This is a genomic window from Succinatimonas hippei YIT 12066 (genome assembly GCF_000188195.1).
Classification (GTDB): domain Bacteria; phylum Pseudomonadota; class Gammaproteobacteria; order Enterobacterales; family Succinivibrionaceae; genus Succinatimonas; species Succinatimonas hippei.
Map to the genome: position 1 here is coordinate 46183 of NZ_GL830945.1, position 15317 is coordinate 61499.

Annotated in this window: 14 protein-coding genes; 6 read left to right on the forward strand and 8 right to left on the reverse strand. The window is 40.3% G+C overall.

Annotated elements, in window-relative coordinates; translation table 11 throughout:
• Positions 1-11: 11 nt before the first annotated feature.
• From rlmH to leuS, 6 genes are all read right to left on the reverse strand, one after another.
• A complete protein-coding gene (gene rlmH, locus HMPREF9444_RS00810) occupies positions 12-479 on the reverse strand; it encodes a 23S rRNA (pseudouridine(1915)-N(3))-methyltransferase RlmH (protein ID WP_009142401.1) in 468 nt (155 codons plus the stop codon).
• Positions 476-847, reverse strand: a complete 372-nt coding sequence (gene rsfS / locus HMPREF9444_RS00815; RefSeq protein WP_009142402.1) for a ribosome silencing factor — start codon at positions 845-847, stop codon at positions 476-478. The genes rlmH and rsfS overlap by 4 nt, the downstream gene beginning before the upstream one ends.
• Positions 848-911: 64 nt before the next feature.
• Entirely contained in the window at positions 912-1595 is a 684-nt protein-coding gene (gene nadD / locus HMPREF9444_RS10400) for a nicotinate (nicotinamide) nucleotide adenylyltransferase (protein WP_009142403.1), read from the reverse strand.
• Between the two features lies 1 nt (position 1596).
• Positions 1597-2700 carry a DNA polymerase III subunit delta gene (gene holA / locus HMPREF9444_RS00825; RefSeq protein ID WP_009142404.1) on the reverse strand — a complete coding sequence of 368 codons (1104 nt, stop codon included), beginning with the start codon at positions 2698-2700 and terminating at the stop codon, positions 1597-1599.
• A gap of 7 nt (positions 2701-2707) precedes the next feature.
• The gene (locus HMPREF9444_RS00830; RefSeq protein ID WP_040909008.1) at positions 2708-3487 is read right to left on the reverse strand and encodes an LPS-assembly lipoprotein LptE; all 780 of its coding nucleotides are present in this window, start codon (positions 3485-3487) and stop codon (positions 2708-2710) included.
• Between the two features lie 9 nt (positions 3488-3496).
• Complete coding sequence (leuS, locus tag HMPREF9444_RS00835; RefSeq protein WP_009142406.1) at positions 3497-6088, reverse strand: leucine--tRNA ligase; 2592 nt, start codon at positions 6086-6088, stop codon at positions 3497-3499.
• Positions 6089-6664: 576 nt separating this feature from the next.
• Here leuS and HMPREF9444_RS00840 point away from each other — a divergent pair.
• The 6 genes from HMPREF9444_RS00840 to phnX all read left to right on the forward strand — a co-directional run bounded on the left by HMPREF9444_RS00840 (position 6665) and on the right by phnX (position 12858).
• Positions 6665-7159 carry an AAA family ATPase gene (locus tag HMPREF9444_RS00840; RefSeq protein ID WP_009142408.1) on the forward strand — a complete coding sequence of 165 codons (495 nt, stop codon included), beginning with the start codon at positions 6665-6667 and terminating at the stop codon, positions 7157-7159.
• Positions 7160-7545: 386 nt separating this feature from the next.
• The gene (locus HMPREF9444_RS00845; protein ID WP_009142409.1) at positions 7546-8301 is read left to right on the forward strand and encodes an ABC transporter ATP-binding protein; all 756 of its coding nucleotides are present in this window, start codon (positions 7546-7548) and stop codon (positions 8299-8301) included.
• Between the two features lie 2 nt (positions 8302-8303).
• Positions 8304-9989, forward strand: coding sequence for an ABC transporter permease subunit (locus HMPREF9444_RS00850; RefSeq protein WP_009142410.1), 1686 nt, complete (start codon positions 8304-8306; stop codon positions 9987-9989).
• The gene (locus HMPREF9444_RS00855) at positions 9986-10960 is read left to right on the forward strand and encodes an extracellular solute-binding protein (RefSeq protein WP_009142411.1); all 975 of its coding nucleotides are present in this window, start codon (positions 9986-9988) and stop codon (positions 10958-10960) included. The genes HMPREF9444_RS00850 and HMPREF9444_RS00855 overlap by 4 nt, the downstream gene beginning before the upstream one ends.
• Position 10961: 1 nt before the next feature.
• On the forward strand, positions 10962-12071 hold the full coding sequence (locus HMPREF9444_RS00860) for a 2-aminoethylphosphonate--pyruvate transaminase (RefSeq protein ID WP_009142412.1): 1110 nt from the start codon (positions 10962-10964) through the stop codon (positions 12069-12071).
• Positions 12061-12858 carry a phosphonoacetaldehyde hydrolase gene (gene phnX, locus HMPREF9444_RS00865; RefSeq protein WP_009142413.1) on the forward strand — a complete coding sequence of 266 codons (798 nt, stop codon included), beginning with the start codon at positions 12061-12063 and terminating at the stop codon, positions 12856-12858. The genes HMPREF9444_RS00860 and phnX overlap by 11 nt, the downstream gene beginning before the upstream one ends.
• 66 nt (positions 12859-12924) lie before the next feature.
• Here phnX and HMPREF9444_RS00870 read toward each other — a convergent pair whose 3' ends face one another.
• Both HMPREF9444_RS00870 and HMPREF9444_RS00875 read right to left on the reverse strand, forming a co-directional pair.
• A complete protein-coding gene (locus tag HMPREF9444_RS00870) occupies positions 12925-13422 on the reverse strand; it encodes a DUF2846 domain-containing protein (protein ID WP_009142414.1) in 498 nt (165 codons plus the stop codon).
• Between the two features lie 159 nt (positions 13423-13581).
• On the reverse strand, positions 13582-14715 hold the full coding sequence (locus HMPREF9444_RS00875) for a polyamine ABC transporter substrate-binding protein (protein WP_009142415.1): 1134 nt from the start codon (positions 14713-14715) through the stop codon (positions 13582-13584).
• Between the last annotated feature and the right edge of the window lie 602 nt (positions 14716-15317).

The window sequence follows — 15317 nt, forward strand, 5'->3', positions numbered from 1 at the left end:
GTTTTTACCTGTCAGGCACGATGATAGGGAAGTCCTGCGTCAATACTGTAAGCTCGATATAAAGTTTCGGCAAGGACCACGCGAACTAACGGGTGGGGCAGTGTCAGTTTAGATAAAGACCACAATTCCTGGGCTCGCTCTTTACACGCTTGACTAAGTCCGTCAGGGCCTCCGATGAGTAAAGCTATATCTTGTCCGTAATTTTTCCAAGCACCGAGTTTTTTGGCTAAATCCATGCTGTTAAATTCTTTGCCGTGCTCGTCAAGGGCAATGACATAGGCTTTTTTCGGAATCGCGTCAAGAATCGCAAGACCTTCGCGCTCGGTGATTTTGGCAATATCACCTTGGCGGCGTTTATCCGGCTGAATCTCATGAAGTTCAAGCCTCAGTTCCGGAGGCATTCTTTTTTGATATTCAGTAAAACCGGCAGTAACCCAGGCAGGCATTTTAGTGCCTACGGCAATCATGATGATTTTCACTGTTCGTCAATTCCGGCAGCCATGCAGCGATAAAGGTTTTCAAGTTGGTAGCGTTGGCGGGCTTCGTCCTGCATGATATGAACCATAACATTGCCAAGGTCGGCAAGAACCCACTTGCCTTCAGCGGTTCCGTCAACTTCAACTCCGTGGATACCGTGTTTGGCTAAATAGTCGACAAGTCTGTCTGCTATAGCGCAAACATGACGATTTGAAGTTCCGGTACAAATAAGCATGGTATCGGTAATAGAACTGTGTTCTTTTACATCAATCGCGATTATATCGAGAGCTTTGGAGCTCTCAAGACTTCTGATCGCAGCTTCCTGCAATTTTGCAGTAGTATCAAATTCGTTGGTGGTATTAATGATCACTTTTCATCCGTCAAGTCAAAAGTTTTGGAAATTATAACATGCAAAGAGCAACAGCATCAGTGTTCTATATTAATGAGTATAGGTGGTGATGCTTTATATATTCAATGACTTTTGCATCAATAAAAGGTTGCAGCTTGGCCTCGAAAATTTCAGGCGTTCCATATCCTTCATGGATGATAGTTCTAAGGCGTGTAGATGATATGTCAAGTTCACGTGAATCAATCCAGAAGACATTTCCTGATGGAGTATTTAATGCCTTTATTGCCTCATTACTTGTAGTTTCCGTTATGAGGCGATCTTTTAGAAAGTGTTTGACAGAAAAAGGCAGTAATTCAGGGTTGTATTGAGGTCTTGAAATTACTGCAAGGTGAGCATAGTCAGTCAGGCTGAAACCGTTTTTCCAGGTGTCAAGAGAGCATAGAGAATCATAGCCCATCATAAAAAATAAAGCGGTATTCTGTCCGTAAAAATTTCTAAACTCTCTTAAAGTATCATAGGTGTAATGAACGAATGCACTGTCACGCTCACATTGATTGATATGTACAAAAGGGCATGAGTCAAAAGCAAGTCTTAACATTGTAAAACGATCATTATAACTTGCACCGGGAACGGTTTTATGCGGCGGATTTCCGTTTAAAATAATTTCTACACGATTTAACTGTAAATCGTCTTTTAGTTTCTTTACCAAAACGGTGTGTCCAAGATGGACGGGATTGAAGCTTCCGCCGAAAAAGCCAATTCTCTCCATCTTAAAGCTCCTTTAAGTTCATTACTGAGAAATCATTGACGGCAACACACATTCTCTGCAGGCATAAAATTGCCGCTTTATTGTCAAACGAACTATAAGCTTTTGAAGCACATGCAAGAGTTTTGTTAAGATAATTTATCAATATGTCAGGCATTTGCAGGGCAGCTTTCATTATTGCATTTTGCGATTGAGGCAAACGTATACCGAAACCGGCAAAAAAAGCGGTCTTTTCTTGAAAACCGGCATTTCTTAAATTCTGGGTTTTGGCAGCGGCAAGAGCGCTTAATGCATTATCAAGACGGGATAAAATCAAGGGCAAATTAGTAGTTAAAGAGTTTCCTTCAAGTGAACATAGAGAATTTAAAATATTAAGAGCTCTCAGCCCCTGGCCGTCGAGTATTGCATCAGTCAATTCAAATCCGGAAAAGCGGCTGTCTTTGCTAAAGTACGTAAAAATATCTTTAATTGTGATTTTTTCGGTTTTTGCCGTCATTTTAACAATTTGCAGACATTGATCGATGGCCGTAAGATTCCCTTCATAGGCAGAGGATAAGAATACGGCAGCATCAGGATCAATATAGAGACCTAAACGACGAGCTCTTGAACTTATCCAACCGGGCATTTCTTGTAATGACGGCGGGTACATGATCTCAAGGACAGCATTTTGATTTTTTAAATAGGAAATAGCGTCTTTTACGCGCAAGTCGGCTTTACGGTTTTTTTTACTCTCCTCTGCAAACGGTTTTGCCGATACCTTATTGAAACTTGCTGCAATTCGCGGCAAATCAATTATGATTTGCAGATCATCGCGTTGTTTTGAAATATATTTTGCAAGCAGCATTAGTACGTCAGCTGCAGTTTTATCGATATCTTTTAGATAAATTTTAATAACTTTATTCGATGTAAAAAGACCGCCGTCAATAAGTTCGTTTTCAAGTACCGCAAGATTGCTTTGTCCGCTTGAAGCAAAATCCGAATAGGTAAAAAGCAGATATTCAGAGTCAGGATGTTTTTCTTTGTAACTATGGTAAATTTCACTACTGCGATCGTTTTTTAATAAAGGATCGTCAGAGGATAAGATAAAAACAGGGACAAAAATCTGCATCTTACACTTAGATATTAAGATCTTCAGGGGCCGCGTGCAGCAATTTTGGTTCTACTTTAGGCAGCTGGGGACGATGATTCAACACGTCTTGTCCGTTATTGAGGTTATCAAGAGACATTTCCGATGACATTGCTTTTTCGGCGGTGTCTTGCGCTTTTAATGCTTCAATTAAAGTCATTCCTTCATAACCGGAGGTTTGAATTTCAAGTGCGTAAGGATCATCTCCTTCGCTCGGAACGAGGACTAATTCTCCGGGCTGGGGAACTCTGGCATCAGGATCTGACTGTCTGCCTAAATAACTAAGACGCATTACCAGCTGACTTGAAAGTTCATCATAAGTTTCATTGATAACAATGTTGATTTCATTATGTGAAGCAAGATTTTGTCCCGATTTATCAAGTACCTGACGGGTAAGGGAATTTTGCATCACAATCGGACGATGATTGGGAATAAGTAATGTTGCGGCAGCTCTAACGATAATAGATCGTTCAAGCGCTTGAGCTCTTGAATCAACAGACGCAACGCGATTTGAAACTGAGGGAGACGGGATCATTAAAGAAGGAAGATCCGCGTTTTTAGGAACAGTCGGGGAGTTTTGACTTATAACGTTAACTCCCGACAAACGTAATTTCTGTACCACCATCTTGTAGAAAGGATGGTGGTAAGAGCCGGTAACGATTATTTCAGGCATTGCTTCGTTTAATTTGGTCTGATGCGGCAAAGAAAAACCGCAGCCTGTAAGTACAAAACTTACACAGGTAATTAAAATCAAAACAGCCTGACGCACGTTACCTCCTTAGGCGGCTACGATGTTAACGAGACGGCCTTTTACATAAATTACTTTCTTAACGCTCTTGTCTTCAAGATACTTGACGATAGCTTCATTTGCAAGAGCTGCTTGTTTTACTGATTCGTCATCAAGAGTCGGGTCGACATTGATGCGGGCACGAACTTTACCGTTTACCTGAACTACGATAAGAATATCTTCTGCCTTTAATGCATCAGGATCTGCTTTAGGCCAAGATGCATCGTCAATTTCACCTTCATTGCCTAAAAGTTCGTAAAGCTTAAAGCAAATATGCGGAGTGATAGGGTAGAGCATCAGGATAACGGCATTATAAATCTCATAGCGAAGCGCAATTGAGGTTTCATCCGTACCGGTTTCTTTAGCTGCTGCATTTAAAAGTTCCATAATGGAAGCAATTGCAGTATTGAAAGTTTGGCGACGACCGATGTCATCAGTAACTTTAACAATAGTGGTATGCAGCTGATGGCGCAGTTTGCGCTGAGCAGCGTTAAGTTTGCTCTTATCGAGAGCTTTGAATGAAGAAACGGAGGTCAAATCATAGACTTGATTCCATAATTTTCTTAAGAAGCGGTTTGCTCCTTCAACTCCGGATTGGCGCCATTCAAGAGTGAGTTCGGCAGGAGAGGCAAACATCATAAACAGACGTACGGTATCAGCACCGTAAAGGCGAACCATATCTTCAGGATCGATGCCGTTGTTTTTGCTCTTTGACATCTTGATCATGCCTTCATGAATAAGTTCATGACCTTGCTTGTCAACAGCTTTAGTGATATTGCCTTTGTCATCGCGGGTAACGATTGCATCAAGCGGACTTACCCATACACGAGCGCCGTCATCTATATAATAGAAAGCATCTGCAAGAACCATGCCTTGGCATAATAAACGTTTAAACGGTTCATCATATTTGACCATGCCGCAGTCACGCATCAGCTTGAAGAAGAAACGTGAGTAAAGCAGATGTAAAACGGCATGCTCAATACCGCCGATATATTGATCGACAGGCAGCCAATAATCACCGGCATCTTGTTCCACCATGCCTTTGTCGTAGTTAGGAGAGCAATAACGGGCAAAATACCATGATGACTCCATAAAGGTGTCAAAGGTATCAGTTTCGCGAGTTGCGCTTTGACCTTTATAAGTGGTTTTATACCATTTTTCGTCGGTTTTAAGCGGGGAAATTACACCGTCAATGGTGACGTCTGTCGGCAACTTGACCGGAAGGTTTTCATCAACTTCCGGAACCAGTTCACCGGTTTCGTCAACGGTAAGCATCGGGATAGGGGCACCCCAGTAGCGCTGACGGGAGATACACCAGTCACGAAGACGATAGTTAACGGTACGTTTGGCACAGCCCAAGCTTTCAAGCTTGTCGGCAATGGCATCGAAAGCCTGCTTGAAGTTTAGACCGTCAAATTCACCTGAATTAAAGAGAATTCCGTGCTCAACATAAGCTTCTTTTGAAATATCAACTTCACTACCGTCAGCAGGACGGATTACCGGAATTTTCTCAAGACCGTATTTTTCAGCAAACTCATAGTCGCGCTGATCGTGGGCCGGCACAGCCATAACGGCACCGGTACCGTAATCCATGATAACGAAGTTGGCTACCATGATTGGGATACGGCGTCCGTTTAACGGATGAATAGCATATCTGCCTGTTGCCATGCCTTTTTTCTCCATAGTGGAGATATCGGCTTCAGCAAATTTCTGGGTAAGGCATTCCTTGCAGAAAGCAGCAAGCTCAGGGTTATTTTCACAAGCTTCCTTGGCAAGAGGATGTGCTGCGGAAATTGCCATATAGGTTACGCCCATGAAGGTATCGGGACGGGTGGTGTAAACTTCACAGGTTTCCTCTGATCCTTCAATTTTGAAAGTTATCTGCAAGCCTTCTGATTTGCCAATCCAGTTGCGCTGCATAGTGCGGACGCGCTCAGGCCAATCGGTCAAGGTGTCGATATCTTTTAACAGTTCTTCGGCATAAGCGGTGATTTTAAGATACCACTGGGGAATTTCACGCAGTTCAACTTTACTGTCACAGCGCCAGCAGCGTCCGTCAACTACTTGTTCGTTGGCAAGAACGGTATTGTCGTGCGGACACCAATTAACAGTTGATACTTTTTTATAAACAAGTCCGCGCTTGTAAAGTTCACCGAAAAATTTTTGTTCCCACTTATAGTATTCAGGGCGGCAGGTTGCTACTTCACGATCCCAGTCATAAGCAAGACCTAAAGCTTTTAACTGTCGCTTCATATATTCTATGTTGGAGTAGGTCCAGTCGCTGGGTTGAGCGTGATTTTTAATGGCGGCATTTTCAGCCGGAAGTCCGAAAGCATCCCAGCCTATGGGCGCCATGACGTTTTTACCGAGCAAACGGTTATAACGGGCAATTACGTCGCCGATTGTATAGTTACGAACGTGTCCCATATGAAGTCGGCCTGACGGATACGGGAACATTACGAGGCAGTAATATTTTTCTTTGTTTTTATCTTCGGTTGCGTGGAAAGTTTTATGTTCTTCCCAAAATTTCTGAATTTGCGGCTCAATCTCTTGCGGATTGTATGCAACGTTGTTAGTTGCCATTAGTTTGTGCTCCGTTATGCGGCAAAAACGCCGTCTTGATATTTAACTTAAATTACCTTAAAAGGCTATCTGAAAATAAATGTATATTTTGCCACGAATCGTTTAATTTGTGCAGTATGAGTATCTAAGTGGAGGGATTTAATTTATTTCTAAATGCGATTATTAATATTTATATAAAGTTTTTCTTAACGTTTTGAGTTTTGTAAAAAAGTAATTTGATGAATTTATGGTACTTTTTTAATTAAAATCATCATAATAATGATACGAGAATTTACAGAAAATAAAGATCATCTGAAGATATTGCGTTGATTTGGTGCAAAAAAAGTGTAAAAAATTTAATCGGTTTAAGTAAGATTTGAATAAAAAAATGAAACACATGAAATTTTTGTCTGCTGTATAGGATTTAAAGCAGCATTTTGCCGGGAGATTTGGCATGCCGGTATATTTACGTTGTTTACTAAAATATACTGAAAAGCCGTCAAAATACTGTATAAGCTGAAAGTCAGCAATTTTTGTTGTTATATAAAAGAGGTATGCGTCTTAACTGAAATCCAATCATGTAATGGGAAATTATATATGAAGAAGTTATTTATCATCGGCGGGACTATGGGGGTTGGGAAAACTACTGTTAGTCAGCTTTTAAAGCAAAAATTGCCTAATAGTGTGTTTCTTGACGGTGATTGGTGTTGGGATTCGTGTCCGTTTCAAGTTACAGCTGAAACAAAGGAAATGGTAATGCAAAATATATGTGCTGTTTTAAATAACTTTCTCAAATGCTCTGTTTATGAGAATGTTATTTTTTGTTGGGTTATGCATGAACAATCCATTATTGATAAAATAATTTCCAGCCTTAATACCGTTAATTGCCGTATTATAGCCGTATCTCTGATTTGTTCTGAGCAGGAACTTATTTATCGCTTACAAAAAGATGTGACAGCGGGTATTCGTACTTCTGAGGTAATTAAGCAAAGCATACAGCGTATTCCACTTTACCGGAGCTTAAACACGATAAAAGTGAATACATCAGGAAAGAGTGCGACAGAAGTTGCTAAGGAAATTGCCGAACTATAAGGAAATTCCGGAAATAATGATCCGTTCTGCTTTTTTCCTTAAGTCTATAAATTACGTGAGATAGGTATGATCCTGTGCGTCAACAGGGTGTTTTAAGATTATGTTCCGATAATTTCGGTATTGTTCTTCGATATGCTTTAACAGTAATTTAAGGTTAAAAACTTTTTCTTTTGGAATATTTAATGAAAATTTAGCATAAACGTTGGGTCAATTTGTAATTTAACTTGTTGATTTATTGGTATTTACTGTAATTGTTTTTAATGTTCTGGTTAATTTTTATTTAAAATTTTACTTTATAAAATAAACATAGATTTAATATTAGGATCATTTGTGCTTAATACCTCATTTTTATAATTTTGCCAAACAGTCAACTTTGGTGCATAAAAATGTTGGAACTTAAGAATGTTTCTAAGAGCTTTGGCTCAAATGTCGTACTTAAAGATATAAGTTTACAGATAGATACCGGTGAAATTGTTTCAATTCTCGGCCCGTCAGGGTGCGGCAAGACTACTTTATTAAATGTGATCTTAGGTCTTACTGATTTAACTTCAGGGCAAATTTTTTTTGACGGAGAGAGCTTAAGCAATGTTCCGATGAAAAAACGCGGCTTTAATATCGTGTTTCAAGACTTTGCTTTGTTTCCGAATCTAAATGCTTACGAGAATATAGTTTACGGTCTGCGTAATAATCCTCAAGCATCTACTATGCAGGAAGTTCGCGATTTAATTGATCTGCTTGATCTTGAAAAGCATTTGAACAAACGCATTGATGAGCTTTCAGGAGGGCAGAAGCAGCGTGTTGCTATTGCCCGTACTTTGGTGATGAAACCGAGACTTCTTCTGCTTGATGAGCCGTTATCAGCCCTTGACGGCATGATAAAAGAATCAATTAAAGCCAGAATCAAGCAGATTGCCAGACAATTCAATCTTACTACGGTCATTGTGACCCACGACCCAGAGGAAGCTTTGTCCCTTTCCGATAAAGTCCTTATCTTAAACGGCGGTTTGATTAGCCAATATGCAGATCCTTTGAGCATTGTCCATAAGCCCGCCAATACCTTTATTAAGGACTTCATCTTAAGGCAGCTCACCATAAAACGCGACAATATTTTCCGATTATTCAACACAGAAATTGCGGCTTAATTATGTTTGCTTTTTTAGGAAAAGGACAATTTGAGCTGAAACTTTCTTTTGCCCTTATATTTCTTATTCTTGGTATTTCCTTGGTTTATCCGCTTTATAGCGTGTTAAATCAGTCTTTTTTTAATGACGGCGGTTTTACTTTTGATAATTATTTGACTTTTCTGTCTAAGGGAAGTTTTTGGGAGTCGTTGTTTAACAGTTTTAAAGTGTCAGGAGCCGTAGCTCTTTTAGCCACGACGATTGCTTTTATCAGCGCTTACGGACTTAATTTCTGCGCCTACTCGCAAAAATTAAAATCTGCAATTGAAATTATTATTTTGCTGCCGTTGTTTCTGCCGTCGATTACCTACGGATTTGCGGTGATTTATTCATTCGGTCGTCAGGGATTGATAACCAGGCTTATAGGGCAACTGCCTTTTTCCATTTACGGATTTTACGGTCTGTTGATTGCCGGTGTTATTTATACTCTACCGCCTGCGTTCATGATTTTAAACAACGCGTTTAAATATGTAGATAAAAATTTCATCACCGTATCTAAGGTTATGGGCGACAGCAAAGCACGTACTTTTTACATAACAGGAATTCGTCCCGTTGTAGGTTCGATGGTCGCTGCTTTTATTTTATCGTTTTTCTTAAATTTCACTGATTTCGGTATCCCGACATCAATTGCCGGTAAGTATGATGTTATCGCTACCACTTTATACGCGACAATGATGGGAGCCGTTCCGGATTTTGCCAACGGATCCGTAGTTGCTATGGCGATGCTGGTTCCGTCAATTATCGCTATTGTTTTGTTGCGTTATTGCGACAGGTTAAATTTTCGCTATAACAAGATTTCAATGGTGCATCCTGTTCCCGATAAATTACGGGATGGCGGATTTCTCGCTTTTTATCTTGCCTTGACGCTTTTGCTTTTGTCGGTTTTTGCCATCATGTTTATCGTTCCTTTTGTCAAAAGCTGGCCGTATCAACCGTGGTTCACCCTTGAAACCGTCAAGCGTATTTTTGCCGAAAGTGCAATTTTAGGCGTGTATATAAACTCTTTATATGTGGCGATATTGACTGCAATTTGCGGAACAGTACTTTGCTATCTTGCCGGTATGATTAATGCCCGTTCGCATCTTACCGGATGGTGTAAGAGTTTGATGGATGTTTTTGCTATGGTTACCAATACCGTGCCCGGTATGGTTCTCGGTGTCGGTTTCCTCTTTGCTTTTACAGGAACTTCTTTAACCAATACTTTTCTTATCCTGATTATTGCTAACGTCGTCCATTTCTTTACTACTCCTTATCTGATGGCCAAACAGGCATTTTCCAAAATGAATGCCTCTTGGGAAACTACCGGAGCTTTAATGGGAGATACATGGTTTAAGACAGTAAGACGTGTGGTTATACCCAATACAAAGAGCACCATTATAGAGATGTTCTCATACTTTTTCGTCAATGCTATGGTCACGATTTCGGCAATCGTTTTCCTCGCCGGAGCAAGAACTATGGTAACGACCGTGAAAATCAAGGAGTTACAGTACTTTGAGAAGTTTGACGCTATTTTTGTTCTGTCATTATTGATTTTCTTCACCAATGTTGCGGCTAAATTGATTCTGGATCGCCTTACGGTCAGAAAATCAGTTAAATCCGCGAAAACTACTAAAACAGAAACTAAAACCCCACTTGAGGCTTTATCATGAAAAAATCATTTATCGTTAAGTCATTATCTTTAGTTGTAGCCGCTGCTTTATATAGTTCAGCAGCTTTTGCCGACAATGAAGTCGTCATTTATACCAATGCCGACGAAGAGGCACAGGTTGCTATGCGTCATGCTCTTGACAATAACGGCTTTGAAGGTCAGTACCTCATGCAGTCCATGGGAACTTCTGAACTCGGCGGTAAGTTGATAGCAGAAGGCAAGAATATTGAAGCTGACGTTTTGACTTTAAGCTCATACTATCTTGATTCAGTACAGTCAAAAGACAAAGTTTTTAAAGATTTAACTTTTGATCATAAAACTGTAAACGGTTCGGATACTGCATATTATGCTCCGATTTTAGGTGTTACCGGTTCAATGTTCGTTAATACCGAAGTTTTAAAACAAGACGGACTTACTGCTCCTAAGGCTCTTGCGGATTTGGCAAAACATGAGTACGCAGGTCATATTTCTATTCCTGATATTACCGGTTCTTCAACCTCTTGGCTTTTGACCCAAGCTTTAATTAAAAAATACGGTGAGAAAGAAGGTACCGATATTGTTAAGCAAATCGAAAAGAATGCCGGCGATCATCTTGAAATGTCAGGCTCTGCTCCGCTTAAGAAGCTGCGTGCCGGTGAAGTAGCTGTAGGTTTCGGTTTGCGTCATCAGGCTGTTGCCGACAAGAAGAACGGTTTGCCTATTGATTACATTGATCCTGAGGAAGGTAATTTTACTCTTATCGAGGCTGTTGCCGTAGTCGATAAGGGAGAAAACACCAATCCTAATGCCATGAAAATTGCTGAGTGCATCATCAAAAACGCACGTACCGAATTGCTTCAGAACTATCCTGTAGCTTTATATCAAGGTGAAAGCGTTGATGAAGAATTAAAGCCTAAGAATTCTCAGACTTTCCCTGAAAAACTTACCACTGAATTGCTCGTCAAGCACCAGAAATTAGTTAAGGGCGAATAAAGTGAAAGATTTGAATACTTATAAGCTGTTAACACCGGGACCTCTTACTACTACCCCGACAGTAAAAGAGACAATGTTAATTGATCGTTGTACTTGGGATAGCGATTATAACGCTATCACTCAGGAGATAAGACATGAGCTTTTAAGGCTCGCTCATGTGGATAACGGTCAATATACTGCGGTTTTAATGCAGGGAAGCGGTACTTTCGGAGTAGAGTCAGTTTTAACATCCATTCCGGCAAAAGATGATACCGTGCTGGTGTTGGTTAACGGAGCATATTCAAAGCGCATGTGCTCGATTTTAAAGCATGCCGGCATCAAGTATGAAACTTTGGAATATGCATGGGATGAAATACCGGATATTAATAGCGTAGATGATTATCTTAATGATCATCCGTATATCTCCATAGTATCCATGGTACACTCCGAAACAACCTCCGGTCTTTTAAATGACATTGAGTCCATAGGAAAAATCGTCAAAAAATACGGTAAGATTTTTGTTGTCGATGCGATGAGCTCATTTGGCGCCGTAGATATTGATATGGGGAAAACAGGTATTGATTTTCTCATTTCATCAGCCAATAAATGCATCCAAGGAGTTCCGGGATTTTCTTTTATCATCGGCAGGCTTGAGGTACTTTTAGCCAGCAAAGGCAATGCACGATCATTATCTTTGGATTTATACGATCAGTATGACACCATGGAGCATCATGGCGGCAAGTGGCGTTTTACTTCTCCGACACATGTCGTAGCAGCATTCAGACAGGCTTTACGCGAGCTTGAAACAGAAGGCGGACAGCCGGCTCGTTTGGCCCGTTATAAAAAATGCAACAAGCTTTTACGCGAGGGTATGGAAAAACTCGGATTTAAGGCTTATATCAAAGACGAGCTTCAGGGACCGATAATTACTACTTATCTGTATCCTGAAAACTTCAAAGTTGATTTTTCCGCAATGCATGAGTTTTTAAAGCAAAACGGCTATGTGATTTATCCCGGAAAACTTACCGATATCGATACTTTCCGGCTTGGAAATATCGGTGAAATCTATGAAGAGGATATAGAAAAGATCCTGTCTTTGTTTAAGGCCTACAAGGAGCAAGATGATGCCTAAACTCCAGTGCGTTATTTTTGATTGGGCCGGAACTACTGTTGATTATGGGGCGATTTCCCCGGTCAAAGCTTTTATGCAGGCCTTTAAGTCTGCAGGAATTGAAGTTACTGAAGAAGAAACCCGTATTCCGATGGGCATGTTAAAGCGCGATCATATAAAGACGATGCTTGCTATGCCGAGAATTCGCGATTTGTGGGTTGATGCTTATCAAAAAGAGCCTGATGAAGACGATGTAGAACGTATTTATCAGTCTTTTGAACCTTCATTATTCAGTGTTTTGGAAAAGTGCTGCGACTTAAAGCCTTATGTGCTTGAAGCGGTAGAATTGCTGAGAAGCCAGGGGATTAAGATTGGTTCTACAACAGGGTATACTGCTTCAATGATGAAGGTGGTTACCGAGTGTGCCAAAAAGCAGGGATATGAGCCTGATTGTTTGGTTACTCCAGAGGAAACTGACAATTTAGGTCGGCCGTTCCCTTATATGATATTCAGAAACATGCAAAAACTCGGTATTAAAAGCGTTAAGCATGTAATGAAAATCGGTGACACGCTTTCTGATATTAAGGAAGCAAAACACGCAGGTGTCTTTGCCGTAGGCGTTACCCAGGGCAGCTCCATTATGGGCCTGTCAAAGGATGAATGGTCCGCTTTATCGATAATTGAGCAGGATAAGCTTAATATGAAAGCAGCCATCACTTTTTATGAGGCCGGAGCTGATTTTGTTATAAATTCACTTGCTGATATTCAGCTGGCAATTAAGCTTTTTGAATCAAGAAAGAAAAAATAGTTAGAAAAGAGAAAGGCTGACTAAAAAATTTTTAGCCAGCCTTTTTGCTTTTACAAGTGGTGACGCCTAATCAAACAATGTACTTAAATGAAAATCTGAATAGCATTTACCAGTTTTTCCCTGATCCATTTTACTAATGGCTTTTTTACCGACACTTTCTGTAACTTCAGCTAGTTTTGCCGTATAGATTCCGGAAATAAGGCCTTCGACCGTAGGCGTTTGTCTGAAGAAATAATTTTTGCCTCCGCTTATGTAAACTTTAAGTTCATTCGGAGATACTACAGATTCACTGGCAACAGTGTGATATATGTTTGCCGGAACTTCTTTATATAAAAAAACATTAGGGCCTGTTGCTCCAAGGCAGTCTCCGTCAAGATAGACATCAAGCCTCATTCCGTCTCCTGCAATCGTGGACGGTCTGTAAACATAAATTCCGGCTTTATCGGGATCAGGCTGCTTAAATATTTTGGCAGCTTCGCTTTGTTCTTTATTTTCAAGATCAACGCTAGCGCAGCCAGCTAAGATAAAAGTAAGAGCAAATATGGCGATAAAAAGTTTTTTCATAATACTGTCCCTCAAAAATTGATCAGGGCACACTATAGCATTTAAACATACAAAATTGCTACAAACGACAGTAAAAATTGACAAAAATATAAATTTTGAATGTAAAATAATAAAAAAGCGCATTTAACATGCGCTTTTTGTCTATGAAAAAATGGAAAATTATTCCCAGCCTGAAGCTTCTTCATTGGCTGAAGCATCGGCATTAAGCTTCATCGCATTCCAGACTCGATTGGTAATACGCGATACTTTGCCCGACGGAGTTTGCGGGAAATAGGCTTTGCTTAAAAGCTCAGGAGTTAAATTAACGTTAGGATCGGCTGATAGTTCCGGATCAAGATTATCCATAGCTCCCTTTACCGGAAGAATATAACGGATTTCATTAGATACGGATTTTGCCACCTGCGGATCTAAAAGATAGTTAAACCACGCATGAGCTCCTTTATAGTTTTCAGCTCCGGCAGGAATCGTCCAGCAGTCAAACCACAATAAGCTTCCTTCTTTAGGAAATACATACTTAATGCGGTAATCACGGTTTGCCTGAATAGCTCTTTTATCCGCCTGCAGAATGTCGCCTGAATAGCCGATAGCGGCACAAATCTCGCCTGAGGCAAGTTCGTTTATATAACGTGAAGAGTGGAAATATCTCACGTTGGAGGCTAAAGCAGTTAAAAGCTTTTCCGCTTCTTCATAATCCGAGGCTTTTTCCGAGTTCGGATCTTTACCTAAATAATGCATGGCTGCAGAAATGACTTCGATGGGGGAGTCAAGAACCGCAATGCCGCATTGCTTTAATTTATCTGAATTTTCTTTTTTAAATAAAAAGTCCCAGCTGTCGACTTTAAAATCAGGCCCGAAAATTTCGGCTATTTTTTTGTCGTTGTAGGCTATGCCGAGGGAAATTTCAGTGTACGGATACGCGTAATCATTGTTAGGATCTATAGTACGCAATATTTCCATACGCTTGTCATCAAGGTTTGACCAATTCGGAATTAAAGATTTGTCGATTTTCTGGAGAGCTCCGGCTTTGGCAAGACGCGGTACGTAGTAACTTACCATCATTACGGCGTCAAAACCGGTTTTGCCTGACAGCAATCTTGCCTCTACCATTTCGTTAGAGTCAAACATTACATAGTTGGCATTAAGACCAGACGCTTTGGAAAAATCCGCAACGGTGTTTTCTCCGATGTAATCGCTCCAATTCCAAATGTTGACTTTGTTGTTGTCATCAGCCGCGGCTGCAACAGATGTTAATGCAACAGTTAAGGCGCACAATGCGCATTTAAATTTAAACATCCTCTTAAACTCCTGTTAAGGAATTAAATGGGCCGTAGGAAAAAGCCTAAGTCCTGCGAATATATTCATTACCTTAAAAAGTATGAACAAGCAGATTTTATATAAACATGATGTAAAAAAATATAAGTACCTTTAAAAAGTTAAAAATTAATTGGATAATGTTTCTTATTAAAGAGTAAATGGTCAAAAAAGATGCAACACTATATGGAATAGGCCATGATATTTTGCTTAAATCTACTTTAAATTGTAAGTAAAATTATTTTACCAGGTGGGTTTTATTAGAGAGTTAGATTAAATTTGCTTGCATTGACGTCCTCACCGGTCTAAAGGTCGATGATTCCTACTGCTAAACAAACATACTGCCTATTGTCGTTAGCCTAGGCGGGTTTCCTCTGCCGAGCTCTTATGAGGTTCGCTTGACAGGCCATCCGGGCAAGTCCTGCCCTTCTTAAGATATTGTGTGCGGCATACTTGAATATCTCCTGCTCCTTGCGGTTGTCCTTTGCTTATATGCCCGCACTGAGGACAGGTTTGACTCGTGTGTGTGGTTTGGCCGTCTGCTTCCTGGTAGGACGCAGCTTATACTTAAAAGCAAGGCGCAT